The sequence below is a fragment of the Marinobacter sp. X15-166B genome (genome assembly GCF_001752365.1).
Classification (GTDB): domain Bacteria; phylum Pseudomonadota; class Gammaproteobacteria; order Pseudomonadales; family Oleiphilaceae; genus Marinobacter.
The window spans coordinates 115,502-141,253 of sequence record NZ_MEIY01000001.1 but is presented as its reverse complement, the minus strand read 5'-3'; the positions used below and the strand labels follow the sequence as shown (position 1 = coordinate 141,253).

21 protein-coding genes and 4 tRNA genes are annotated in these 25,752 nt (G+C 59.7%); 16 read left to right on the top strand and 9 right to left on the bottom strand.

Annotated elements, in window-relative coordinates; all coding sequences use genetic code 11:
- Positions 1-42: 42 nt before the first annotated feature.
- On the bottom strand, positions 43-804 hold the full coding sequence (locus tag BG841_RS00680; protein WP_070055902.1) for an SDR family oxidoreductase: 762 nt from the start codon (positions 802-804) through the stop codon (positions 43-45).
- Between the two features lie 84 nt (positions 805-888).
- On the opposite strand from BG841_RS00680, the gene BG841_RS00675 reads away from it, so the two are divergent.
- The 6 genes from BG841_RS00675 to gspD all read left to right on the top strand — a co-directional run bounded on the left by BG841_RS00675 (position 889) and on the right by gspD (position 7,313).
- Positions 889-1,392: an FxsA family protein gene (locus BG841_RS00675; protein ID WP_070055901.1), complete on the top strand. Its 504-nt coding sequence runs from the start codon at positions 889-891 to the stop codon at positions 1,390-1,392.
- Positions 1,393-1,567: 175 nt separating this feature from the next.
- Positions 1,568-1,858, top strand: coding sequence for a co-chaperone GroES (gene groES, locus BG841_RS00670; RefSeq protein WP_070055900.1), 291 nt, complete (start codon positions 1,568-1,570; stop codon positions 1,856-1,858).
- Positions 1,859-1,907: 49 nt separating this feature from the next.
- Entirely contained in the window at positions 1,908-3,557 is a 1,650-nt protein-coding gene (gene groL, locus BG841_RS00665) for a chaperonin GroEL (RefSeq protein WP_070055899.1), read from the top strand.
- A gap of 164 nt (positions 3,558-3,721) precedes the next feature.
- Entirely contained in the window at positions 3,722-4,510 is a 789-nt protein-coding gene (gene gspN / locus BG841_RS00660) for a type II secretion system protein N (protein ID WP_070055898.1), read from the top strand.
- On the top strand, positions 4,510-5,334 hold the full coding sequence (locus tag BG841_RS00655; RefSeq protein ID WP_070055897.1) for a type II secretion system protein N: 825 nt from the start codon (positions 4,510-4,512) through the stop codon (positions 5,332-5,334). Before gspN ends, BG841_RS00655 begins: the two co-directional genes overlap by 1 nt.
- Positions 5,335-5,357: 23 nt before the next feature.
- A complete protein-coding gene (gene gspD / locus BG841_RS00650; RefSeq protein ID WP_070055896.1) occupies positions 5,358-7,313 on the top strand; it encodes a type II secretion system secretin GspD in 1,956 nt (651 codons plus the stop codon).
- 539 nt (positions 7,314-7,852) lie between these two features.
- Here gspD and BG841_RS00645 read toward each other — a convergent pair.
- The 6 genes from BG841_RS00645 to purE all read right to left on the bottom strand — a co-directional run bounded on the left by BG841_RS00645 (position 7,853) and on the right by purE (position 14,996).
- On the bottom strand, positions 7,853-9,751 hold the full coding sequence (locus tag BG841_RS00645) for a M48 family metallopeptidase (protein WP_070055895.1): 1,899 nt from the start codon (positions 9,749-9,751) through the stop codon (positions 7,853-7,855).
- A 26-nt stretch (positions 9,752-9,777) separates the two neighbouring features.
- The gene (locus BG841_RS00640; RefSeq protein WP_070055894.1) at positions 9,778-10,365 is read right to left on the bottom strand and encodes a LemA family protein; all 588 of its coding nucleotides are present in this window, start codon (positions 10,363-10,365) and stop codon (positions 9,778-9,780) included.
- Positions 10,366-10,384: 19 nt separating this feature from the next.
- A complete protein-coding gene (locus tag BG841_RS00635) occupies positions 10,385-12,445 on the bottom strand; it encodes a putative bifunctional diguanylate cyclase/phosphodiesterase (RefSeq protein WP_070055893.1) in 2,061 nt (686 codons plus the stop codon).
- A gap of 211 nt (positions 12,446-12,656) precedes the next feature.
- Positions 12,657-13,235 (bottom strand): superoxide dismutase [Fe], encoded by a 579-nt coding sequence (gene sodB / locus BG841_RS00630; RefSeq protein WP_070055892.1) that lies wholly within the window; start codon positions 13,233-13,235, stop codon positions 12,657-12,659.
- A gap of 126 nt (positions 13,236-13,361) precedes the next feature.
- Positions 13,362-14,477 (bottom strand): 5-(carboxyamino)imidazole ribonucleotide synthase, encoded by a 1,116-nt coding sequence (locus BG841_RS00625; RefSeq protein ID WP_070055891.1) that lies wholly within the window; start codon positions 14,475-14,477, stop codon positions 13,362-13,364.
- 27 nt (positions 14,478-14,504) lie between these two features.
- Entirely contained in the window at positions 14,505-14,996 is a 492-nt protein-coding gene (gene purE, locus BG841_RS00620) for a 5-(carboxyamino)imidazole ribonucleotide mutase (protein ID WP_070055890.1), read from the bottom strand.
- Positions 14,997-15,126: 130 nt separating this feature from the next.
- Here purE and BG841_RS00615 point away from each other — a divergent pair, with 130 nt between their 5' ends.
- The 4 genes from BG841_RS00615 (at position 15,127) to BG841_RS00600 (ending at position 16,507) form a co-directional block, all read left to right on the top strand.
- Complete coding sequence (locus BG841_RS00615; protein ID WP_070055889.1) at positions 15,127-16,014, top strand: hypothetical protein; 888 nt, start codon at positions 15,127-15,129, stop codon at positions 16,012-16,014.
- 179 nt (positions 16,015-16,193) lie between these two features.
- Positions 16,194-16,269, top strand: a tRNA-Val gene (locus BG841_RS00610).
- Positions 16,270-16,342: 73 nt separating this feature from the next.
- Positions 16,343-16,419 (top strand) — tRNA-Asp (locus BG841_RS00605).
- Between the two features lie 12 nt (positions 16,420-16,431).
- Positions 16,432-16,507: transfer RNA gene (locus BG841_RS00600), tRNA-Val, on the top strand.
- Between the two features lie 158 nt (positions 16,508-16,665).
- On the opposite strand, the gene BG841_RS00595 is transcribed toward BG841_RS00600, so the two are convergent.
- The gene (locus tag BG841_RS00595; RefSeq protein ID WP_070055888.1) at positions 16,666-18,075 is read right to left on the bottom strand and encodes a 3-oxoacyl-ACP reductase; all 1,410 of its coding nucleotides are present in this window, start codon (positions 18,073-18,075) and stop codon (positions 16,666-16,668) included.
- 55 nt (positions 18,076-18,130) lie between these two features.
- Between BG841_RS00595 and BG841_RS00590 the strand changes: the two genes are divergently transcribed.
- The 6 genes from BG841_RS00590 to BG841_RS00565 all read left to right on the top strand — a co-directional run bounded on the left by BG841_RS00590 (position 18,131) and on the right by BG841_RS00565 (position 24,200).
- The gene (locus tag BG841_RS00590; protein ID WP_070055887.1) at positions 18,131-19,456 is read left to right on the top strand and encodes an acetyl-CoA C-acetyltransferase; all 1,326 of its coding nucleotides are present in this window, start codon (positions 18,131-18,133) and stop codon (positions 19,454-19,456) included.
- Between the two features lie 219 nt (positions 19,457-19,675).
- A tRNA-Met gene (locus BG841_RS00585) sits at positions 19,676-19,752 on the top strand.
- Positions 19,753-20,523: 771 nt separating this feature from the next.
- On the top strand, positions 20,524-22,185 hold the full coding sequence (locus BG841_RS17000; RefSeq protein WP_070055886.1) for a hypothetical protein: 1,662 nt from the start codon (positions 20,524-20,526) through the stop codon (positions 22,183-22,185).
- A 79-nt stretch (positions 22,186-22,264) separates the two neighbouring features.
- On the top strand, positions 22,265-22,642 hold the full coding sequence (locus tag BG841_RS00575) for a hypothetical protein (RefSeq protein WP_070055885.1): 378 nt from the start codon (positions 22,265-22,267) through the stop codon (positions 22,640-22,642).
- A 95-nt stretch (positions 22,643-22,737) separates the two neighbouring features.
- Positions 22,738-23,445: a C39 family peptidase gene (locus tag BG841_RS00570; RefSeq protein ID WP_070055884.1), complete on the top strand. Its 708-nt coding sequence runs from the start codon at positions 22,738-22,740 to the stop codon at positions 23,443-23,445.
- Positions 23,446-23,447: 2 nt separating this feature from the next.
- Positions 23,448-24,200 (top strand): hypothetical protein, encoded by a 753-nt coding sequence (locus BG841_RS00565; protein WP_141737036.1) that lies wholly within the window; start codon positions 23,448-23,450, stop codon positions 24,198-24,200.
- Between the two features lie 87 nt (positions 24,201-24,287).
- Here BG841_RS00565 and BG841_RS00560 read toward each other — a convergent pair whose 3' ends face one another.
- The gene (locus BG841_RS00560) at positions 24,288-25,352 is read right to left on the bottom strand and encodes a transporter (RefSeq protein ID WP_070055882.1); all 1,065 of its coding nucleotides are present in this window, start codon (positions 25,350-25,352) and stop codon (positions 24,288-24,290) included.
- Between the last annotated feature and the right edge of the window lie 400 nt (positions 25,353-25,752).

The following is a 25,752-nucleotide window of genomic DNA, read 5'->3' as shown; positions in this document are numbered from 1 at the left end:
TCTCCCCGGCCCTCTCCCACGAGGGGAGAGGGGGTAAGCCTTTTACAAGCGCATGGCACCGTCGACTTCGATGATGCGCCCCGAGAGGTAGTCGTTCTCGAGGATAAACGCGGCGGTGGCGGCGATTTCCTCGGGCTTGCCCAGGCGTTTGAGGGGAATGCCCGCGGCCATTTTTTCCAGCGCTTCGGGTTTCATTGACGCAGTCATGTCGGTGGCGATGAAGCCGGGGGCAATGCCCATGGCGCGAATGCCGTAACGGGCCAGTTCCTTGGCCCACACCGGCACCAGCGCAGAGACCGCCGATTTGGCCGCCGAGTAGTTGCTCTGCCCCATGTTGCCGGCGCGGCTGATGGAGGCGATGTTGATGATCACGCCCTTGCAGTCCCGCTCGATCATCTGAGTGGCGGCTTCCCGGCCGCACAGGAACACACCGGTGAGATTGACGTCGATCACCGCCTGCCACTCCGCCAGGCTCATGCGTTTGACGATCTCGCCGTCTTTCACTTTGATCATCAGGCCGTCGCGTAAAATACCGGCGTTGTTGATCAGACCGTCGAGGCGGCCAAAATCGTTGCCGATAGCGGCAAAGGTTTGGACTACACTGTCTTCATCCGCGACGTTGCAGATGTAGGCCCGGGCGTCGCCACCGGCGTCCTTACAGGCCTGTACGGCTTCGTCCAGTTTTTCCGGCATCAAATCGATTAAGGCCAGGCGGGCCCCTTTGGCTGCCAGAAATTCCGCCATGGCACGCCCGAGTCCCTGGCCACCACCGGTAATTGCAATAACGGAATCTTGAAGTTTCATATTTCGCCCTTAGATCTAGTATGAAGGTGACTAATGCTGCGCCGCAGTATAAAGCGCCCCCAGCGAGAATAAAGGAGTTTTTTGTTGCCGATTGTAGTGTTGGTTTTCATCATCGTGCCCATCGTCGAAATGGCGGTGTTGATCAAGGTGGGCACGATGATTGGGGTGCTGAGTACAGTGGCCCTGGTGTTTCTGACCGCGATCGTGGGTGCGGCCCTGTTGCGGCAACAGGGACTGGCGACCCTGCTCAAGGCCAATCAGCGTCTTAACAGCGGCGAGCTGCCCGGCAAAGAGGTGGCCGAGGGGATACTGATTGCGGTCGGTGGGGTGTTGTTGCTGACCCCGGGGTTTGTGACCGACGCGCTGGGTCTGCTGTGCCTGCTGCCCGGCAGCCGGCAATGGCTGGCCGCCCGGGTGCTCAAGAAAATGGTGGTGTCGGGCAGCGTGTCCGGGTTTCAGTTTCGCGGCTCCGCGCACACCCGCGACCCCTTCGGTCCGGAGGGTGATGTTTTTGAAGGGGAATACCGCGATGAGACCCGAAGAGATTCCCGCACTTTGGGTAAAAATGACGATAAAACAGAAAGTTAGATAGTTTTTGAAAAAAATTACGGAAGGGGTATTGAAATATTTTCGGGCGACCCCAGATAAAGATCACAAGATTGCTGTGGGCCTGATAACGGCCTGATTACTCAGGGTGTTATCGGCTTCAGCGTTAACGCAAGTGTCATTGCCAACTATAGTCTGACAGTGGAGAAATCGAGCAATGAAGATTCGTCCGTTACACGATCGTGTTGTCGTACGCCGTAAAGAAGAAGAAGAGAAAACAGCCGGTGGCATCGTGCTGCCGGGTAACGCAAAAGAGAAGCCGTCTCAGGGCGAAGTACTCGCAGTGGGCAACGGCCGTATTCTCGAGAATGGCGAAACCCGTGCGTTGGCAGTCAATGTCGGTGACATCGTTGTTTTCGGCCAGTACGCCGGCAACACCGTCAAGATCGACGGAGAAGACCTTCTGATCATGAGCGAGAGCGACATTTACGGTGTGCTCGAGTCCTAAGAGCCCCCTATATCGAATCATTAAGCTTAACTGACAGGATTAAAGAACTATGGCTAAAGAAGTTAAATTCGGTGACAGTGCACGCAAGCGCATGGCCGCAGGTGTCAACACGCTGGCAGATGCCGTTAAAGTAACGCTGGGCCCCAAAGGCCGTAACGTGGTACTGGACAAGTCGTTCGGTGCCCCCACCGTGACCAAAGACGGTGTGTCGGTAGCCAAAGAAATCGAACTGAAAGACAAGTTCGAGAACATGGGCGCACAGATGGTCAAGGAAGTAGCTTCCCAGGCCAACGAAACCGCCGGTGACGGTACCACCACGGCTACTGTTCTGGCCCAGGCAATCGTCAACGAGGGTGTCAAGGCCGTGACCGCGGGCATGAACCCGATGGATCTGAAGCGCGGCATCGACAAGGCCACGCAGGCAGCGGTTAAAGCCATCCACGAAATGGCCAAGCCGTGCGACGACAGCCGTAACATCGCCCAGGTGGGTACCATTTCTGCCAACGGTGACGAAACCATCGGTCGCCTGATTGCTGACGCCATGGAGCGCGTAGGTAAAGAAGGCGTGATCACGGTTGAAGAAGGCCGTGGTCTGGACGACGAGCTGGACGTGGTTGAAGGTATGCAGTTCGACCGCGGTTACCTGTCGCCGTACTTCATCAACAACCAGGACAACATGTCTGCCGAGCTGGATGACCCGTACATCCTGCTGGTTGACAAGAAAATCTCCAACATCCGTGAGCTGCTGCCAACGCTGGAAGCTGTGGCCAAAGCAGGCAAGCCGCTGATGATCATCGCAGAAGACATCGAAGGCGAAGCGCTGGCGACCCTGGTGGTCAACAACATGCGCGGCATCGTCAAGGTGGCAGCGGTTAAAGCACCCGGATTCGGTGACCGTCGTAAGGAAATGCTGCAGGACATCGCCATCCTGACCGGTGGTACGGTGATTTCTGAAGAAGTGGGTCTGACCCTGGAAAACGCCACGCTGGACGACCTGGGTACCGCCAAGCGCGTGAACATCACCAAAGAAAACACCACCATCATCGATGGAGCCGGTGCTGAGAACGACATCGCGGCCCGTGTTGAGCAGGTACGCAAGCAGATCGAAGACAGCACTTCGGACTACGACAAAGAGAAGCTGCAGGAGCGTGTGGCCAAGCTGGCGGGCGGCGTTGCCGTCATCAAGGTTGGTGCCGGTTCTGAAGTGGAAATGAAAGAGAAGAAAGCCCGCGTTGAAGATGCGCTGCACTCAACCCGCGCTGCGGTTGAAGAAGGCATCGTCCCGGGTGGTGGTGTCACGCTGATCCGTGCCCTGGATTCGCTGCAGACGGTCGAGACCGATAGCGACGACCAGACGGCGGGTGTGAACCTGCTGCGTCGCGCGATGGAAGCACCGCTGCGTCAGATCGTTACCAACGCCGGTGGCGAAGCCTCCGTCGTGGTGGCCAAGGTTCGTGAGCACGAAGGTTCGTTCGGCTACAACGCCGCCAACGAAACCTACGGCGACATGCTGGAGATGGGTATCCTGGATCCGGCCAAGGTCACACGTTCAGCACTGCAGGCTGCGGCCTCCATTGCCGGTCTGATGATCACCACCGAAGCCATGATCACCGATGAGCCGGAAGAAGCTGGCGCTGCCGGCGGTATGCCGGATATGGGCGGCATGGGTGGCATGGGCGGCATGGGCGGCATGATGTAAATCAGCTGAGCCCCGCCACACCCACAGTTCTGTGACAGGTGTGGCACCCTGCTGGCAAAGCCCCGGATTCAATCTGAATCCGGGGCTTTTTTGTGTTTGGCCATGTACTTGGCGTGCTGCTTTGCTAGACTCGAAGCCTACCCAATCATTCGTTGTACCCCTGTATGCGCAACACTCGTCACTCTGCCTTCCTGCGACCCGGCAAGCTGGTGCTTGTGCTGCTGCTCGCGCTGCTGGTTTACGCAGTCGCGTTGCTGATGTGGTTGCCGGCCGGCTGGCTGTGGACCCAGGCCCGGTTCCAGTTGATGTTGCCGCCGCAACTCGAAGTACAGCAGGTGACCGGCACCCTGTGGGCGGGCGCCGCGGGGGTGCGTTTTGCCGGCCACCCGGTGCAGTTAACCTGGCAGATGGGGTGGCCGTCGGCGGTGCAGGTGCCGGTGGACATCAGGGCCCGCTCGGCGCAATCCATCCTGACCGGGCAGGTGCGGGTGGGCTGGCCGTTGAGTGTGGCGTTGCAGGCCCGGGGGCAGATCCATGTGGCCGACTTTGAACCGCTGATTCGTCAAAGTGGCGGTGCTCTGTTGGCCGGGGACGTGACCATCGACCGGCTGCACCTGCAGTGGGCCGACCATCGCCTGCAGCAGGCGCAGGGTTCGGCCCGCTGGCCGGGTGGTGCGGTCAGCTGGCCAATGGGCGACCGGCGCCAGACGGCGGAGTTTCCGCCCATGGCGATGACCCTGCAACAAAACGCCCGGGGGCTGGCCTTGCAGGTGTTGCAGCAGGGCCGGCAGGCCCCCGCCGCCGATGCCACGATTCTGGCCAATGGCACGCTCGATCTGCAGGTGTACAAACGCTTGATTGATCTGGCCGGCCAACCCTGGTCAGGGGCAGCCAATCCCGACGATGTGGTGTTCCGGGTGCGTCAGCCGTTATTGCCGGGAGGGCTCTGGTGATGGCCCGGGTGACCGCGAATGTGTTGCTGGTGCTGATGGTGGTGTATCTGGCGGTGACGGCGGCCAGAATCACCTGGTACTTGGTGTGGCCGCAACAGCCAATGGCACCGTCAGGCCCGGAAGTGGCCAGTGGCTCCCGCGGGGACGCTGGTCTGCTGCGCCAGCCGTTGGCCGCCTACTCCCTGTTTGGCCAGGCAGAGGGCGTGCAGCCCATTGCCGACACGGTGCGCCGGAATGCGCCGGAAACACGGCTGAAACTGCGTCTCGAAGGTGTGCTGGTGGCCGAACACGCGGCGGAGTCTGGTGCTATAGTTGCTGGCAGCGATGGCGTGACCGAACATTATCGGGTGGGGCAACGGCTGCCGGGGAACGCCGAGCTGATGGAGGTGGAGCCGCACCGGATTCTGTTGCAGCGCAACGGGGTGTTTGAAACCCTGACCTTTGAAGACGCCGGCAAGAATTTTGCCGGCACGGTGGAGCCGGCCACCATGCCAGCGCCCCCGTCGCCGGATGCCTTTATTGAAAGCGCCCGGCAACAACTGGACCAGCAGGGCGTACAGGCACTGGCTGCGTTCGGGCTGAGGCCGGCGGAGGGTGAGGCGGTGTCGGGCTATGTGTACGATGGTTCGAACGCGTTGCTGCGGGCGGTCAACCTGCAAGCGGGGGACGTGATTACCGCCATCAACGGTCAGCCCTTGGGGGATCTCGAGCAGGACCGTGCCTTGCTGGAATCCTGGCGCGCCCAGCCCCAACTGGAAATCGAGATCGTGCGCGATGGCGCCCGGTTCACCGTCAATTACGCATTGCCGCAACAGTGGCGTTAACACAGACAGGATGCAATCGCTGCATGAGCAAACATAGGACATCTATTACCCGGGTTTTGTTGTTGGTTATTCTGTTGCCACTGATGTCGCTGGTCTACGCGCAGGAAGGCACCTGGCGACTGAATCTGAAGGATGCGGACATCCGCGCGTTCGTCACTCAGGTGGCCGATATCACCGGCTACAGTTTCGTGGTCGACCCCCGGGTCAAGGGCAAGGTCACGGTGCTGTCCAGTGCGCCCATGACCAAAGACGAGATCTACGATCTGTTCCTCGCCGTGCTGCAGGTGCATGGCTTTACCGCCATTCCCGGGGAAGAGGTGATCAAGGTGGTGCAGCAGGTGGACGCCAAACAGGCGGCCGAATCCCTGGGGCGCTTTACCACCATTCCGTCGGAGCAGCTGATTACCCGGGTGATTCAGGTCGATAACGCCAATGCGCTGGAGCTGGTGCCTATCTTGCGGCCCCTGGTCGCCAAGTACGGCCATCTGGCGGGTGTGGCCGGGGCCAATGCGCTCATCATCAGTGACCATTTGGCCAACATTCAGCGCATGGAGCAGATTGTGCGCGATCTGGACCGACCCGCCAAATACGAAGTGGAGGTGCTGCAGCTGCAGGAAGCCTGGGTGGGCGATATGGTGGTGCTGTTGCAAGAGCTGGCACCCGCCGAACTGGGGTCGGGCGGCGGGGCCGATGCCAGCAGAAAATACAGCGTGACCGCCGACGAGCGCAGTAACCGGTTGATCCTGCGGGGGGATCAACCCTTTCGCGACAAGATGCGCAGTCTGATCCGCAAACTGGACCAGCCCTCGGCCACCGGTGGCAGCACCCAGGTGATCCGGCTGAACAACGCCGACGCCAAAACCCTGGCGGAAATCCTCAAAGGGGTGATGGGCGAGCTGGCCAAAGAAGCGCCGGGTGCGTCCAGCGGGAGCCAGGGCCGGGGCGGCACCGGCAGCGGGTTTTCGGTGTTTGCCGATGAAGGCTTGAACGCCCTGGTGGTGCGCGGCGAGCCGTCGATGATGCAGGAAGCCGAATTGATTGTTGCCCAGCTCGATGTGCGCCGGGCGCAGGTGCTGATTGAAGCGGCCATCGTGGAAATCAGTGACGAGTTGGGTAAGGATTTGGGGGTGCAGTTCCTGCTGGGAAATGAGGGCAGCGGCTCCACGCCCGTGGCGGGTACCAACTTCAACAACGTGGGTCGCAGTGTGACCGAGATTCTGGGGGCCATCACCGGTGGGGGTACGGTCGCTCCGGCAACCGGTGGCCTGACGGTGGGCGCCGGAGAGCGCCACCGGGACGGCACCAGCTGGGGGGTGCTGCTGCAGTCGTTGTCGTCTTCGGCGGCCGCCAACCTGTTGTCCACGCCAAGTATTATCACCCTCGACAACCAGGAATCGGAGATCATCGTCGGCCAGAATGTGCCCTTCCGCACCGGCGAAACCACCAACACCAGCGCTGGACTGAGCAATCCGTTCACCACCATCGAGCGCCGCGACATCGGTCTCACCCTCAAGGTCACCCCCACCATCAGTGCGGACCGGCTGGTGCGCATGGTGGTCGAGCAAACCACCGAGAGTGTGGCCGACAGCATTGAAGACGCCTCGGACATTGTCACCAACAAGCGGGAGATCAAAACCACCGTACTGGCGGACGACGGCGAGACCATCGTGCTCGGCGGGCTGATCCGGGATGATTATCTGGTCAACAAGAGCAAGGTACCGCTGCTGGGGGACATCCCCTACCTGGGGCGGTTGTTCTCATCGGAAAGCACGCGGCGGGTGAAACGCAACCTGCTGGTGTTCCTGCGCCCGACCATCATGCTGGATAAAGGCGATGCGGTGGCCATCACCAACAGCAAGCTGGACGGCCTGTGGGACGTGAACCTGGGCATCCGCGACAAACTGGGGCTGCCCACCGACACCCAAACCCCCGACGTCGACACCCTGTTCCGCCCAGAGACCAGTGGGGCCATTAAGTAGTTGGGTAGGAGGGGCACCATCCCCCTCTCCCCAGCCCTCTCCCGCGAGGGGAGAGGGGGTACACAGCCTGATCTCCGCAGCACTGCATTAACGTCCATCAGTGTATGGGGGCAGACTCAAGCCTGCCTCCATTAACAGGTTTGTCGCCTGAATACCTAAGCATGCCCCCATTCATCCCTGACTCAGTGCATTATTCTCTCACCCGCGAGGGGGCACAGTTGATCTCTGGAGCAATGCATTAACGGTTATTTTCGTATGGGAGAGATCTAAGACTGTCCCGGCTCACCTCGGACGCAGGGCATGACGTCTTCGCATGGGAGGGGGGAGCCGAGGTAATGGCTTTCCCCATGGCCTGCTGCGCATGACTCCCTCGCATGCGAGGGGAGAGCTGGGGTTTGATCCCGGTAGCGTCCGCCGCTGCCATTACCCCCTCGCGTACGAGGGGAGAGGGCCGGCAGCGGTACTTTGTACCTGGTATCGGGCGTTAGCCCCTCGCCCCTGGCGGGAGAGGGGTTGGGGAGAGGGGGAACGCCAAACCGCTACAAGGGCGGCATGGGGCAGTCCAGCTGGTCGGCGACCAGGCGGACGAGTTCGTATTCGGTGACGCTGACCTGACCGTCGTGCATGACGCAGTGGCCACAGGCGTCGATGATGGCGGGTTTGAGCAGGGGAGACAGCTGGTTCAGCTGTTGCAGCGCCTGGCGCAAACTCTGAACGGTCACCTTGTCCTGAAAGTGGGCGGTCTCTCCGGGGTTGGTGAAGCCGGCCATGGCCTCCGCAAACAGGCGGTGGGGGTCGCCGCCGGTGGCGGTGCCAGCGCGGGCCATCAGGCTGAACAAGCGCTCCAGGCTGGCCTGTACCTGGGCGAACTTGCGGTAACTGATTTTCGGTACCCGGGCGGCGTCGGCGGCGAGGTGGCGTTGCAAAAAGCTGAACAGGGCAAACTCAAACAGGCTCAGGCGCCCATCGGCGGACACCAGGGTGTGAACGTGGCCAAGCAGGGTGCGTTTTTCCTGCGGGTCCAGCCGGCGCAACGCGGGCATCGCCAGTTCCAGCGACGGAAAGCGGGCGCGGGCGCCGAGTTTCTGCAGGGTGGGCAGCAGCTTGGCCAGCAGGTCCGCCTGGGGCTGAAACAGAGGGTGGGGCGCTATCTGCGCCAGTTGGTGCGTGCGGGTGGTCTCGTCCAGTTCGTAGGTGAGCAGCGCGTAGCAGAGCTGCACGGCCCCCACCCGGGTGTACAACAGCTCCCGGTAGGTGTCGGGAAACTGGCCGAGCAGATGGATCGCGGCCGCCTCGCTGTGCGGGGTGACCGTGCCCACTGAGCCGGAAAACCGGGCCACGGAAGGGGGCAGATCGGCCACGCCCCCGGAGCCGGCGGCCCCGGCAACGCCGGCCGGCGGGCGACGGGTCGCGGTGGTGTCGCGCAAGCGGCTTTTCAGGCGGGCCAGCATGCCGGGCTGGATGGCGTTGATGCGTGCTTCAAGGGGCGGGTGAGAGGCCAGCAGGCGTGACAGCCGCATGGGGGTGCTTTCACCGAAACACATGTGGTTCATGTCCGAGGCGTGCCCGGTGGTCGTGAGGTGGCCCCCCTTGAGGCCGATCTTGTAGAGCGCCGAGGCGATGCCCTCCGGGTTGCGGGTAAACTGCACCGACGAGGCGTCCGCCAGCATCTCCCGCTGGCGGGACACCGCCGCCTGAATCAGGCGCCCGAAAAACACCCCGATGTAGCCAATGGCGAGTAGCGCAACCCCCAGCACCAGCAGGGCGCCCTGTTCTTTGTTGCGGCGATAACGGCGCCGGGACAGGGAGCCGCTCTGCAGCAGAAAGCTGCCGACCTGGCCGATCATCAGCACCCCGGCCAGCAGGGCGATGAGGCGCACGTTCAGACGCATGTCGCCGTTCAGAATGTGACTGAACTCGTGGGCGACCACCCCCTGCAATTCGTCCCGGGTCAGCTCGGTCAGGGCTCCCTGTGTGACCACCATGACCGCCTGCCCCGGCGAGTAGCCGGCGACAAACGCGTTGATGCCGGCTTCCCGGTCCATCACATACAGTTGCGGTACCGGCACCCCGCTGGCAATGGCCATTTCCTCGACGATGTTGCGGAGTTTCTTTTCATCGGCGTCTCGGGTGGCGGGGTCAATTTCCCGGGCACCCACCATGTTGGCCACCCGCTCTCCGCCGCCGGCGAGATCCACCCAGCGCACCAGTGAGCCCGCGAATATCAGCCCGGTGACAGTGAGGGCGGTCAGCAGGCCGTGTTTGCTCAGCAGCCAGGCGGGAAAGCTCAGTCCGGAAGATTCACTGCGGGTGATCAGATACCCCAGCAGGCACACCGCCAGGGTGATCGCGGTCACTGCGGCCAGCAGCAGCACCGTTAACCAGAGAGTGTTGCGCCGGGCATGGGCCTGGCGCTCAAAAAAACCACGATGCGACATGGTGGGCCTTTATCTGCAACGTGGTGTCAGAAGGAAACGGCGGGTGCCTGTCGAGCCTCGGGCGATTCCAGTTCCAGCTGGGTGGTGGGTTTGAAAGCAAAGAAACCGGCAATGATGTTGTTGGGAAACTGCTCGCGGAAGGTGTTGTACACCATGACCCCGTCGTTGTAGGCCTGACGGGCGAAGGAAACCCGGTTTTCGGTGCTGGCGAGCTCTTCCATCAGCTGCTGAATGGTTTCATTGGCTTTCAGTTCGGGGTAGTTTTCCGACACCGCGTAAAAGTTCGCCAGCGCGTTGGTGAGCAGGCTCTCAGCACTGCCGAGGCGTTTGATCTTGGCGCCGTCAGCGGGATCCCGGGCGGCGTTTTGCTGCGCCGAGACCGCCCCGTTGCGGGCTTCCATCACCTGGGTCAGGGTGGCCTGCTCGTGCTTCATGTAGGCTTTGGCAGACTCCACCAGATTGGGAATCAGGTCGTGACGGCGTTGCAGCTGGACATCGATCTGGGCGAAGCCGTTTTTGAATTGGTTGCGCAGGGTCACCAGACGGTTATAAATCATCACCAGATAGACAATAACAACCGTAATGACGCCCAGGCCGATGAGAGTGTTGGTCATGCCACGAAATCCTTATTGTTCAGAGGGTGTGTTCTGCAAAACGCCGATGAAACCCGGCAACAAAGGCCGCCATGTCTTCAGGCAGTATCGGTTTGCTGAAGTGGTATCCTTGCGCCAGTTGGCAGCCCCGCTGGCGCAGGTAATATTCCTGCTCGGCGGTTTCCACGCCTTCGGCAATGACCGACAGGTTCAGGCTGCTGCCCAGGTCGATGATGGTGTTGGCAATCTGGGTGCTTTCGTCGTCCACCAGCAGGTCGCTGGCAAACTGTTTGTCGATCTTCAGGTGCTTGATGGGCATCCGTTTCAGATAGGTCAGGGATGAATAACCGGTGCCGAAGTCGTCCACAGCAATGCAGATGCCTTGTCGGCTCAGTTGCTGCAGTTTGACGATGGCGTCTTCCAGATTGGTCATAAAACTGGTTTCGGTGATTTCCAGCTCCAGCTTGCCCGGCTGTACTTTGTGGCGGGCCAGGGCCGCCAGAATGGATTCGACGATGTTGGGTTGGCGTAACTGCACCGCCGACAGGTTGACGGCGATGCGCAGATTGAGCCCCTGCTCGGCCCACAGGGCGGCTTGCCGGCAGGCCTCGTCCAGCACCCAGTGGCCAATGGGGACGATGGTGCCGTTGAGCTCCGCCAGGGGAATAAACTCATCGGGCGGGACCAATCCCCGGTCCGGATGGCGCCAGCGCAGCAACGCCTCGACCCCACTGACCCGTCCCGATTGCAGACTGATCTGGGGTTGATACACCAGATGAAACTGGCGGTTCTGCAGCGCAAACGACAACGCCTTGCCCAGCATGCGGCGCTCGCGGATTTCCTGGCCCACGCTCTCGACGTAAAACTGGAAATGATTGTTGCCGGATTCCTTGGCCAGGGTCATGGCCTGTTCGGCGCATTGCAGCAGGCGGCCCGCTTGCAGCGAGTCGGCCGGATAGAGCGCTATGCCAATGGTGACGGTGACGGATATTTCCCGATGGTGCAGGTGTATGGGGGCGCTCAGCTGCTCAAGCAATCGGTCGGCGGTGGCGGCGGCCTGAAACCCATCCACCAGGTTTTTTTCGACCACCACAAACTGATCGCCACTCAGGCGGGCGATTTCAAACTGCGCGTGTTGGAGGGTGTGTCCAAGCCGCTCCGCCAGGATTTGCAGGATTCGGTCGCCAACGGCGTAGCTGTGCTGGTCATTGACACCGTTAAAATCGTCCACGCCCATACAATAGACGGCCACCACCCCTTTGGTGTCACGGGCATTGTTGATGGCGGTGTCGAGTTGGCGGAGCAGGGTTTCCCGGCGCGCCAGGCCGGTCAGCTGATCGTACTGGGAAATCCGGGTAATCCGTTCTTCCACCTCGCGCTGTTTGTGATTGCTGGCAGCAATGGCGACGAGCAGGTTGTTGGTGGTGTTGACCCACAAGCCCAGTTCGTCTTTGGCATGGCCCGCAGGTACGGTGATCAGCCGGTCGTCCGGGTGTTCCGGGTTCACTTGTTTGAGGGCCTGCACAATGTCCAGTAGCGGCTTGGTCAGGAGCCAGTGATACACCATGAACAGGAGCAGCGACAGGAACAGCGCCTGGGCAATACCAGAACTGATGGACAGCAGCGCACGTTTGAGCCAGATGGTGGCCATTGGAGCGGTGTCGTAATGGATTTCGAGGTTCCCGAACACCTCGCCGGGTGCCAGCTTGTGAGTCAGATCGATGTGATAGGCACGGTCAGCTCCGAAAATCGTATCCGTGAGGAAGCGGAACCAGCCAATGATCAGCGGGCGGGATTTTTGTTCCAGAATGGTCTCATCGGGGTCGGCGATTTTCGCCAGGTGAATAAAGGGTTGCTCGAGCAGGCCGTCGACGACCTGGCGGGCCAGATCGGGGTCGAGGCTGAAGACGGCCTGGGTGGCGGCGTCGTCCATCAGCTTAAGGGTTTTCTGGGCTTGTTCGTCCAGCTCCGCAGACACGCGCTTGGCGTCCAGGGCCACCTGGGTCACGCTCAGCAGAATACCGGAGACCACCGCCACCGTTAACACCCAACGCAGGATCTTGTAACCGAGGTGCTGTTCAATCTGGAAGAAACGTATCATTCAGCTTGTATTTGTTGTTGGTGAAAAATGACGGTGACCCCGGTTGGTGGAGCGATTCTCTTGCAGGCGTATGATTATCGTGTATTTCTACCACACTTTGAACCATAAGTTGGTAATGATTTGTGTGGTGAACGAAAAAAACGCCCGGAGCGGGCGTTTTTTTCCGGTCGCCTGTACGGGCCGACCATGGATCAAGGCAACAACAGCGGTGTTACGCCAGGTTTTCGTTCACGAAATCCCAGTTGACCAGCTTCCAGAACGCCTCCAGGTAGTTGGGGCGAGAGTTGCGGTAGTCGATGTAGTAGGCGTGTTCCCAGACGTCAACGGTCAGGACCGGCTTGTCGTCTGAAGTCAGCGGGGTTTCCGCGTTGCTGGTGTTAACGATGGCCACGCTGCCGTCTGCTTTCTTCACCAACCAGGTCCAGCCTGAACCGAAGTTGCCGGCGGCACTGGCGTCGAATTCTTTCTGGAAGTTTTCAAAGGAACCGAACGCCTTGTTGATGGCTTCGGCCGCTGCGCCGGTGGGCTCACCGCCACCGTTCGGGCTCAGGCAGTTCCAGTAGAAGGTGTGGTTCCAGACCTGGGCGGCGTTGTTGAACAGACCACCGCTGGAACTCTTGACGATCTCTTCAAGAGTTTTGTTGGCGTTGTCAGTACCTTCAACCAGCTTGTTGAGGTTGGTGACGTAGGTGTTGTGGTGCTTGCCGTAGTGGTAGTCAATCGTCTCGGCAGAGATGTGGGGTTCAAGTGCGTTTTTTTCGTACGGCAAGGCTGGAAGTTCAAATGCCATGAGGTCGTTCTCCCTGGTTTCTCTCATTTAACCTGGCAGCGAAAACCTGCTGCAGGCGTGGATTTATAATTAAGGCGTCGTCAATCTCGCCTGTGCCAACCAATATGGGGGCGCAGGTAGCGGATTTCAACCCTCGGTCAGTGAACAGCTGAATTCCGGTGAGCCGGGCAGGAATTCGGCGCAGTTGCGCACCCGCCACACCAGCTCCTCGTAATTGTCGGCGAGGATGTTCACGTGGCCCAGCTTCCGTCCCGGCCGCTCGGCCTTGTCGTACAGATGCAGGTGGGTGTAGGGCAGCTCCAGAATGCGTTTGGTGTCACCGTGCTGGCCGATGATGTTGATCATGCAGCTGACGCCGCGGGCTTCGGCGTTGCCCAGCGGCAGCCCGCTGACCGCACGGATGTGGTTCTCAAACTGACTGGTGTGCGCGCCCTCGATGGTCCAGTGGCCGGAGTTGTGGACCCGCGGGGCCATTTCATTGGCGACCAGACCGTCGCGGGTTGCGAACAGCTCCAGAGTGAGCACACCCACGTAATCCAGTTCGTTCAGCAAGGCGCGCATGTGTTTTTCGGCCTCCACGCGGGTGGCCTCGCTGAGACCGGGGGCGGGTGCCACCGAATAGCGCAAAATGCCGTCGTGGTGAACGTTCTCGGCCATCGGGTAGATAACGATGTGGCCGTCCTGGCCCCGGGCGGCGATCATGGAGATTTCGCGGCTGAAATCGACGAACTTTTCCACCATCAGCCGCGGGTGGCCGATGGCTTCCCAGGCTGCGGCGGCTTCTTCCGGACTGCGCAGCACGGCCTGGCCTTTGCCGTCGTAGCCTTCTGTATTGGATTTGGCCACCACCGGGCAGCCTAATGCTTCAGCCGCTTGTTGCAAGGATTCGGCGCTGTCGGCAATCTGCCACTGGGGGGTCGGAATGCCCAGTTGGCCGAACAGGGTTTTTTCGGCTTCGCGGTTTTGACAGATTTGCAGGGAACGGGGCGACGGATGCACGGGTTTGTGCTGGGCAATGGTTTCGGCGATGGCTACCGGCAGATGCTCAAACTCATAGGTAACCCGATCCACCTGGCTGAGAAAATCCTCAATCCGGTTGTTCAGCGGGTCAACCACCACATCACCGATCCCGGCGCTTGGGTTGCCCGACATGTCGTAAAATACAAACGACTTGGCCAGTGGGTAACCCGCCAGAGCCAGCATGCGACCAAGTTGTCCTGCGCCTAAAACGCCAATTCTCATGGGGGTTCTCCTGTAGCGGGAAGTGAGTCAGGAAGCCTGGGGGTCGGAATTGTCCAGTACTGTCTGGGTTTGCTGCGCACGGAACTCATCAACCGCCTGGCGCACCCCGGCGTCGTACGTACCAATGATCTGTGCCGCGAGCAGGCCGGCGTTAGTGGCCCCGGCGTTCCCGATGGCCATGGTGCCCACCGCGACGCCTCCGGGCATCTGGACAATCGACAATAAGGAGTCCATACCGTCGAGGGCTTTGGTTTGCACCGGGACGCCCAGTACCGGCAACGACGTCTGCGATGCCGCCATGCCGGGCAGGTGCGCGGCCCCACCGGCACCGGCAATGATCACCTTCAGGCCGCGGTCGGCTGCACTTTTGGCGTAATCAAACAGCAGGTCGGGGGTCCGGTGAGCTGAAACCACGCGGGTCTCATAAGGAACTCCCAGTTTGTCCAGCATGCGGGCGGCGTTTTCCATGGTCGGCCAATCCGACTTGGAGCCCATGATGAGTCCTACTAGCGGCTGCATAAGCAACGGTCCTGAAGTGAGTCAAGAAAGCCGGCCATTGTATGTACTGGCCGCGAACCATGCAAACCGGAATCGTGGCAGGTATTATCCATTCTGGCTGCAATTCTCCATTCATAAAACTGAGGTGATTATGGAACCCATTCGTCCCGATGACGAAGACCTGAGAGCGGTACCGGCAAACAAGCCAACGGCAGGTGTGCAAAAAAAGCCCCGGGTCACTAAAGAGTCTAGACCGGATGCGTCCGTAAAGCCTGCCGCCAGGGGTAGCAAAGGGACGGCGATTGTGTACTTTCTGCTGGTCGTTCTGGCGGTTGCGCTGGCGGGGGTGTGGTTGGAGCAGGGACGGCGCATCAGCGTGTTGGAAGGGCAGCTGGAAGAAGCCGACTATTGGGCCCGGCAAAGCAAGCTCGCGCTGGCCCGTTTCGAGAGCACCTTGAGTCAGACCGGTGAAAGTCTTCAGGAAACGGGCAGCACGATGGCGGAGAAGCTGGCGCAACAGCAAGCGGATCTGAAAACCGCCAACAGCGAAATCCGCAAGTTGTGGGTGGTGGCCAACGAGCGCAACAAGAAGCGCCTGGACGAGCAGTTGGCCCAGTTGCAAACGCTGCAGGCGGAATTGCAAACCCAGCGGTCCGACTTGCTCGCCTGGGGGGAAACACTCAATACCATGAAAGCCGGTTTTAGCCAGCAGCTGACCGCACTCGAACAGGCGGACGCAGCAGCCCGTGAGCAGGTCCTTAGCCTGCAACAATCCGTCGCCGGGGTGGACGACCAGATCAGCAAGCGTCTTGCCCGGTTTGAACAGGAGCAGCAGCTCGGCCGGGCGGAGATCGCCAGTCGGTTGCAGGCTGTGGAGAAAAATAGTTCGGAGGTCGCCTCCCGGGCCGCCCTCGCCAAAGCCCAGCGTCAGCTCGCCGAATTGCAGAACACGGTCAAGTCGATTGATGCCAGTCGGGCCCAGCTAACCTCCCGTCTGGTCAGGCTGTCGGCGGAGGTGGATGCCCTGAAGGCCCGCTAGCATCAGGCGTTATTGTGCGAATAATCAGCGGGTTGGTCGTATGTTGTGCAATTTGTGTGGGTTTTCCTGTTAATTTCATTTTTTTGTGTAAAAGGTTTGACAGCGCCAGAAAAATGCTTAGAATGCGCATCTCAATTGGTTAAGACAGCAACGCTGATTTAGCCAATGGCTGGAAAGTTGGGTGGTTAGCTCAGCTGGGAGAGCATCGCCCTTACAAGGCGAGGGTCACTGGTTCGATCCCAGTACCACCCACCAATTTTCAGCTCAGTCGGGTCACCCTAACCCGATTGACAACCGACAACCTGGAGTGCCCGGGTTGAGGTTATGCGGAGCGGTAGTTCAGTTGGTTAGAATACCGGCCTGTCACGCCGGGGGTCGCGGGTTCGAGTCCCGTCCGCTCCGCCATTTTTTTCCCTTGGGTGGTTAGCTCAGCTGGGAGAGCATCGCCCTTACAAGGCGAGGGTCACTGGTTCGATCCCAGTACCACCCACCATTTCTTTTGGTTACACCCCCCTGATGCCCTTGGTATCAATCTGTCGGATTTCTGCGATGCCGGAGTGCCCGCAGTATCGACCCGTGTTAACGGCTTCCTGTTAGTCCCTCGCTGTTTCGTGCTCCTGTCCGGCGCATCGGTGGTTTTGCCGTGGACGCTCAACGGCCGAGCAGGGATTGTCCGCACACCCGCACCACATTGCCATTCACACCGCTCGAGCCGGGGTGACAGAGCCAGGCAATGGTCTCGGCGACGTCGATGGGGTGCCCTCCTTGCGACAGGCTGTTCATACGCCGTCCGGCCTCACGCACAGTCAGCGGCATGGCCGCGGTCATCTGCGTCTCGATGAACCCCGGGGCCACCGCGTTGATGGTGATACCCTGTTGCAGTTCTTTAGCCATCGCCTCCACGTAGCCGATCAGCCCGGATTTGGCGGTGGCGTAATTGGTCTGGCCAAAGTTGCCGGCGATGCCACTGAGCGACGACACGCAAACGATGCGCCCGTTGTCATGAATCAGGTTGTGGGCCATCAGCTGTTCATCGATGGCTTGTGCGGCGCTCATGTTGACGGCAATCGCCATGTCCCAGAAGTGCATTGGCATCTTGCCCAGGGTTTTGTCACGGGTGACGCCCGCGTTGTGGATCACCAGATCAACGCCGCCAAAATGGGTTTTCACAAACTCCGCAATGGTCGCCCCCGCATGGGCGGCGGTGATGTCGCAGGTCAGGGCTCTGCCTTTCAGACGATGAGTCAGTTGCTGCAATTCTTCGTCGGCGGCAGGAATGTCCACGCCCAGAAGGGTGGCACCGTCACGGGCCAGGGTTTCCGCAATCGACTTGCCAATGCCCCGTGAGGCGCCGGTGACCAGCGCCACCTTACCCGTCAGGGGCGTTACCGGGTTGACGGTGATGGCGGCTGTGTCGGGCTCACCAATGTGCACCACCTGCGCGGACACATAGGCGGCGCGAGGGGACAGAAAGAAACGTACGCTGGATTCCAGACGGGCGGCCGCGCCGGGGCTGACTCTGAGCAGATTGGCGGTGGCGGCTTTGCGGCCGATTTCTTTGCCCAGGCTGCGGGTGAAACCTTCAAGCGCATGCTGGCAGGCTGCAAAAGCCGGCGGGCTGCATTCGGCGGGGGGCCGGCCGATGATCAGGATTCGGCCGTTGCTGGCCAGTTTACGGATGGTGGGGTGGAAAAAGTCGTACAGGGCTCTAAGCTCAGTGGTATCGGTAATGCCGGTGGCGTCGAACACCAGAGCCGCAAAGGAAGTGTCGAGTTCGCCGGTGAGTCTCAGCGGTTGGGCCCTGGAGCTGGCCTTTTCAGAATCCCGCAAAGATCCCACGCCACTGGCATAGAACACTTGGGCCGCACTGGCGCTGAGTATGTCGCCAAGGGCGGCAATGGCCTGACTGCCGGCGGCGGAACCCATCAGCACCTCGCCTTCAATGAAGGGCTGGTTGCTGCGTTTCCAGCGAACCAGCGGAATAGGGGATGGCAGACCTAACGACTGGGCCGCGGTTTTACCGAATGCGGTATTGACGAGTTTGAAGTAAAGGTCCTGCATTGTCGGGTCCGGCTCCTTGCGCTTGGTACCATCACACTGGCTACAGGGTATTACTATGGCACAGGCTCATGCTAAGACAACCAAAGCGCCGGCGGCACCAACGACTGACGTTACTCTGGTGCCGGTGGCGGTGCTGGGGGGGATTCGCACTCCGTTTGCGCGGGCCAATACCGCCTACAGCAAACTGGGTAATCAGGATTTGCTCACCGCCGCCCTGCGGGGGCTGGTGGACCGTTATGGTCTGCAGGGCAAGCGCTTGGGGGAGGTGGTGGCGGGTGCGGTGATCAAGCATTCCCGGGACTTCAACCTGACCCGCGAGGCCGCACTGAGTTCCGGGTTGGCCCCGGAAACACCGGCTTATGACCTTCAGCAGGCCTGCGGTACCGGGCTTGAAGCGGCCATTCTGGTGGCCAATAAAATTGCCTTGGGGCAGATTGAGTGTGGCATTGCCGGCGGCACCGACACCGCCTCCGATGCGCCCCTGATGGTGAGTGAGGGGCTGCGGGATATTCTGCTGGACCTGAACCGGGCCCGTACCCTCGGCGAACGTCTGAAGGTACTCGGCCGTTTCCGTCCCGCCCAGCTGGCCCCCGAAACGCCCCGTAACAGCGAACCCCGTACGGGTATGTCGATGGGTGAGCACTGCCAGGTGACGGCCCATGAATGGCATATTGCCCGGGAGGCGCAGGACCAGCTGGCCTATACAAGCCATCAGAATCTGGCGGCAGCGTATGAGGAAGGGTTTTATGACGATCTGGTGATGCCGCTGGCCGGTCTGAGGCGGGATAACGTGCTGCGCCCGGACACGACGCTGGAAAAAATGGCGTCCCTGAAGGCGGCGTTTGATCGGACCAACGGTACACTGACGGCCGCCAACAGCACCGCGCTTACCGATGGGGCCTCCACCGTGCTGCTGGCGAGTGCGCAATGGGCCCAGGCAAACGGACATGAGGTGCAGGCCTGGCTCACCCATTCGGAAGTGGCGGCGGTTGATTTTGCCAGTGGTGAAGAAGGGCTGCTGATGGCGCCCACCTATGCGGTACCCAGAATGCTCGCCCGGGCCGGCCTCCGATTGCAGGATTTTGATTTCTACGAAATCCACGAAGCCTTTGCAGCCCAGGTACTGGCGACGCTCAAAGCGTGGGAGGATCCGGAGTTTTGCAAAACGCGTCTCGGTCTGGAGGGGCCGCTGGGGAGCATTGATCGCGGCAAGCTCAACGTCAAGGGCAGCAGTCTGGCCACGGGGCATCCCTTCGCCGCCACCGGTGGACGGATCATCGCGACCCTGGCGAAACTGCTGGCAGAGAAAGGCCACGGCCGGGGCCTGATATCCATCTGCGCCGCCGGTGGTCAGGGCGTGACCGCCATCCTGGAGCGTTAAAAAAGAAGCGATATTCCCTTGACTTACCCCGCACCAGCCCGTACTATACGCGCACTTTGATTGAGAGCAGTCTTCAATCAAAACCAGTTTGATGCGGGGTGGAGCAGTCTGATTGTTTATCGGGCTCCCAACCTTAGAAAGCCGAAGGGAGTCATCAACCTTCGTGTTTGAGCCCGACCAAGAGGCGAGCTCAGAGTCAGAATAGATGACACAGTTTGATGCGGGGTGGAGCAGTCTGGTAGCTCGTCGGGCTCATAACCCGAAGGTCGTTGGTTCGAATCCAGCCCCCGCTACCAAATAAAAAAGACCAGTTAATAACTGGTCTTTTTTTTGTTTTTTTGTGGGGGCTTTTTGAGTCAGCACTTTTTATGGGCGCTTCGCGCCGTAATGCTGCTGCCGCAGAAGCTGGGCGCTTCTGCTCCCCGCTACCACTATTGGAGAAAGGCCAGTCACTGACTGGCCTTTCTGCTTTCTGGCGGGGGCTTTTGGGTCAGCGCCCCCGGGGAGCCCGGTGCACTGGGTGGAGCAGGCAACCTGGGCAATTCTGCTCCTGATTGTTCATTAAAACAATGGGTTAAGCTTGTTGATGGGCTTCAGGCAGTGTGGGGTAATACGATTTAGTGTTGCGCCCAGTCACTCTGTTTTGGCGCAACGCGGCACCTGTGGTTCGGGTGGTTTGCACCGACGAATGTCAATTTCTTTTACATGCATATCCTGAGTCTCCGCGCCATAGGCGCCGCTGGGTGAAAGCGGCCTTTGTATATCAGAGGCTTGCAAAAATTCTCCGAAAGTTGCTGCAAATCGCTCTGTCACGGTTTTTTACATTGGCTGCGGAGGTGGCCGCGCTGAGCGGCTTACAAGTTATTAATAAAACATAGGTTAAAAATTTGGGTACGCAATATGCGTAAGACTTGGTGATGCTTCATTCGTTGCGTCGTTGAACGTATCAAGAGATGCAGCATTGGACAATGTGTGCAGTGGAAGAAAAAAGGGGCGCATTGTTCACCTTGGCCAGATAGGCAGTTTAGAAGGCTTTCATCTGGCAGGACAATAGAGGGAGAGGAACAATGAACAAATCTCTAGTCTTCGCAGGGTCCACGCTGGTGGGCCTTGTACTGGCAGTCTCAAACGTTAATGCCAACCCGATTAACAAGTTCAACTTCGGAGAAAATCAGCAAAACACGGTGAATTCGACCGCTTCGGCAACCGGCGGCCAGGGCGGTGACGCTCATGGCACTGGTGGTACCAATCAGGGTAACGCCAACGCCAATGGCAGCAACAGCTCCAACAGTACTGCCAATGGTGGCTCTGCAGACGGCGGTAATGCCGATGGTGGTAATGCCAGCAACACTGCCAGCGGCACCAACGCCAACGACTTGCCACCGGAAGGCACGGCCACGCAGACCAACACCAACAACTCCACCCAGGACAATGGGGACGATGGCATGTGGAGCGCTGATGGCGGCGACGCCAGTGGCGGTATGGCCGATGGCGGCAACAACAGCGGCAACGCAACCGCCACCGGCAATGCAACCGGTGCCGATGGCTTTGGTGGTACTGCAGGTCGAGGTGGTGACGCCAGTGCCTGGAGTGAATCCTTCAACGAGGTGACCGAAGTCATTGCCTATCAGACTCTGGAATCCAATGTGACCGGTAACAGCATCACTGTTTATGGTGGTGTCGGTGGTACCGGCGGACACGGCGGCGATGCGGCCACCGGTGCGAACGGCGGCAACGCTAATGGCACCTCCTATGGCGGTAATGCCAATGGCGGTGCTGGCGGTAACGGTGGCAACGCCAATGGCAACGGCGGTAACGCGCAAGGTAACGGCGGTAGTGCCGATGGCAACGGCGGCACCGGTGGCGACGCCTTTGCGGATGGCAACGGTGGTTCCAGTGGCTATGCCGAGGCCTTTGGCAATGGCGGCACCGGTGGCGATGCCGATGGTAACGGCGGCGGTGCGGGTAACGCCAATGGTAATGGTGGTTCAACTGGTGATGCGGATGGTAATGGCGGAGTGGCCGACGGCTACGGCGGTGATGCCAATGGCGGCTATGCCGATGGTGGCAACAGCAACGCCAACCCACAAAGCAACAATAACGACGTACCTCCGGCAGGATCGGCTACCCAGACCAACACCCATACAACCACGCAAGACGGCAGTGGTGGTGACGGTGGAGCTGGCGGTACCGGTACCGGCGGTATGGCTGACGGCACTGGCGGCACCAGTGGCACCGCTGACGGCATGGCCGGAACCGGTGGTACCGCCGACGGTAACGGCGGCACTGGCGGCACTGCCGATGGCATGGGTGGTACTGCAACCTCCGGTACAGCCGATGGCAACGGTGGCACCGCGACTGCGGGCCATGCCAATGGTACTGGCGGCTCCGCCGACGGTAACGGTGGCACAGCCGATGGCAACGGCGGCACTGGTGGTCATGGCGGCACAGCGGATGCGCTGGCTGGCGCCGGTGGTGCGGTTAACGCGAACGGTGGTGCCGGTGGTGCCGGTGGTAACGGTGGAACCGGCGGTGCTGGTGGTGCTGGCGCTGGCGGTAACGTGACCACTGGTTCGGCCACTATGACCGTGGGTTCTGGTGTGTTTGGCGGTATTGCCAACATGAACCTGTCAACTGGTATCTATAACTCCCAGTTGTCCGCTACCAACGTGGCTGCTCATAGCAACGTTAACATCGGTGGTACCGGTGCTGGTGGTGGTACCCAGTAATCCGGCATGCAGGCTGGCGGGCGTTCAGTTCGCCAGCCTGGTTGGTCCCTCGCTGCTGCAACAGAAGGAGTAAAGGGTCATGAACAAGTTTATTGCCCGACCGGTCAGCATGTCGTTTGTGTTGGCCGTTGCCGGCTTTCTTGCCGGGCCGGTGGCCGCTGACACGGAAGTTGAGTCCTGGGAATCCGCGTCTTTGGAAGAGCTGGACACAATGGGCGCTGAAGAACTCGCCGACTCAAGCGGTCGAGACAAATTAACCAATGTGCAAAGCATTCAGGAACTGGATGCGTCGGTCAGTAACAGTTCCTTCAACGCTAACACCATGACCACAGGTGCCATCACCATCGAGCAACAGGCGCTGGAAAATTTCGAGGGTGTGGGGCTGTTCAATATCTTTACCGGACACAACAACGCGGTGAATTCGGCGGTAGGTATCAGCGTGTACCTGGCGGAATAGTGCATGCAAAGCAAACGGATGATCTTGATGAGGTCTGTTCACAGCCAGAGGCATCAAGGATGACGGCGGAGGCAGGTAAACAAGGGAGAGGTTAAATGAAACTTGTGTTAAGCACACTCGTGTTTACAGGGGCTGCTCTGATCGCGGCATTCGTACCGGTAACAGCGACGGCGGGGGCGGTGAACATTTCCAACCCGTTTGGTGCTTTCAACCTACAAACCAAAAGTCTGCAGGAGATGCGCTGGGATTCGGTCATTCGGCAGCAATACGATTTCAGTTGCGGATCGGCGGCCGTTGCGACCCTGCTGACCTACCATTACAACCTGCCCACCCGTGAAGAAGACGTCTTCCAAGCAATGATCACCGCAGGTGATCGCGCCAAAATACAACAGAACGGCTTTTCCATGCTGGACATGAAGCGCTACCTCGACAGCCGGGGCTTTCGTTCCGACGGCTTCAAGATGAGTCTGGACAAGCTGATGAAAATAGGGATGCCGGGTATCACATTGATCAACACTCAGGGCTACCAGCACTTTGTGGTGGTCAAGGGGCTGGATCAAAACCATGTATTGGTTGCCGACCCGGCGGTCGGTTCCGTTGTCGTGCCGCGTGCGCATTTTGAAACCATCTGGAATGGCTCCATTCTCGGGGCCAGATCCTATGCCAATATTGCCAGAGAGAATTTCAACAGTGACAGAGATTGGCGTATTCGCCCCCAACCCCCGATTGCCAAGGGGGTCAGCCGGGCGGCTATCGGACCAATGCTGCTGAATCTGCCTGGTCGCAATGAGCTGGGTAAATGATTATGAAAAATTCAGGGAATTCAAACAGAAGCGTTACAGCGTGGCTGATGGGTGGCGCGCTGATACTAGCCGCGCCACCCCTGGCCGCCGACATGCTGAGTGAGCGCATTCCGAGTCAGACGCCGCTACCGGCTACGGACCTGTTGGTGGACGCCTATGCGGGCCTGCCGGTAATTCATCGGGACGAAATGGGGGAGATGCGCGGTGGTTTTTCCGTTGCGGGTCTGAACCTGAAATTCGGCGCGACCCTCAGTACGGTGATTGACAGCATCGAGCTGCAAACGGCCTTCAACATTACTGCCGAGGGCGCCCAGGTGGTTTCCCAGATGCTGAGTGATCTCGGGAGCATGAACGATGCGGCCCTGCAGTACAGCAGTTCCAGTATCACCGGCGATACTACGGTCACCGATGGCAGCACCCGAACCGTCACCGGTGACGCCTCAGCGGTCCTGGTCGGGCCGGATACGGGCCTGTCCGCTGCTGATCATGCCCCCACGGATGTGTCGCTGGACGGTCTGGACAACGCCAACGGGTTCAGCGGCGTGGTGGTCAACAGCAACAAGGGCTTCACCGCAGCGTTGCACAAGCTGACCCAGGATGCCGCCATCAGCACCATCATCAGCAACGCATCCGATTTGAAGGCCAGCCACAAACTCAATATCAAGATTCAGGTGGCCAACACCAAGGCCGCGGGTAAGGCCGCCAAAGCGGCCGCCCTGAGTAAACTGGCCGGAGGCATGTTCAGTAAACATTAAAGGACCATCAGCACACCGCTGAGTGCTTGAGTTCCCCGTCTCCTCAGGCCCACTGCCGGATCCGGCGTGGGCTTTGTTGTATTTGAACTAGCGCCACAGGGTGCCCACTGCGACGGGAACCCGAAAGGTCATCAGCATATTGGGTGCATCGTCGGTAACGCCTAATTCCAGGTTGAGGTTAATGCCGGTGTTCGGGGTCAGCTGGTAGGACCACCCCATCAGCATGGAGCCGATGGTCAGATTGGAGCTGCTGAAGGTTTCGCCGTTGATTTCGGAATCGGACCCCTGGATAAAGTCGGTCTTGAACCCCAGCGTAAAGGATGCCCGCTCGTTGACGGAGTAAGCCATACCAAAGCTGAATCGGACCGCATCGCCCGGATCAACCTTGCCAATGGTTTGTTCGGCAAACGTTTTGTTGATCGTGTCTTCGATATTGAACAGGTAGCCGAGGTTGGAGAAGAATACCGCCGGTGCCGAAGGAAACAGCATGGTGATGCTGGGTTCGTAGGAATAAAAACCACTACCGGTGGCCAGTTCGGTTTCAATGCCTTCGGCGGTTCTGGGCACATCAAACGGCCCGTCGCCGTTGTTCAGTTTGGCCCGGGCATTGGCGATGAAAAAGGGCCAGCCATTCTGGCCGCCGTTGAGCTGGTAGTGCAGGGCGATTTCGATGTCGCCCATCCCGTCACCGTACAGCTTGTTGGAAATGTTCGAGTCATCCACCTGGGGGATGGCCACTGTTTCCTCATCGTCGCGGTACAAATAGGGTACCTTGACCTCTAGTTCCAATCGATTGGTCAACCCGAGTCGTCCGGTGAGGGAGGCGATCACCGAGTCCCGGTCGGCATCCACCGCTTCGAGAAGCCCGATCCCCAGCGAACTGAGAATTTCGATGCCGCGGAACGTTAACCGGTTGACGTCGGAGTGAGAGTATTGCAACGCGGGTTCAAGAATCAGTTTGCCCGCAGGGGTCAACACCCCGCCGATATCGGCCAGCCCTTCGACCTGGGGTTTGCTTTGCTGGGTTTCGGCCGGCGCCTGGCCGACGGGGGTTGGTTGCTGGGTTTGATGGTTGTCAGCGGCAACCGGGGCTGCGGCACAGGTTGCAATGAGTAACGCACTACCAATCTGGGCTTTCCGTAAACAAGGCATTCTCAAACTCCTTTTTATATCGATCATGCGCGGGGCACACTCCCCGGTTGCAGATCAATCTGCCAGCCACCGTGTCAGCTGCAATTAAGCGTAGGTCACACTCGTTCTTAAAACCTCGGTCAGAAGATCAACCGCCAGAGATGCCGGCGGGCGGATGGTGTTGGGTACACTCAATTGACAGTTTATGAACAGATCGGAGATCAGGCAAACATTGACTCGGTTCGGCGGCCGGGGTCAGCTGACACGCAGAGCACGGGTGCTCATCACCATGTCCGTCAAGATTGACGTCAACGTAAACGTCAATCTAGTATGTGGCACTCACTTTAAGGTGCAGCAACAACAAGTAGCAGCCAGATGGCAGAGCCAAGACCGCCGGAGGTTCTGCCGCAACCGGCGCCTG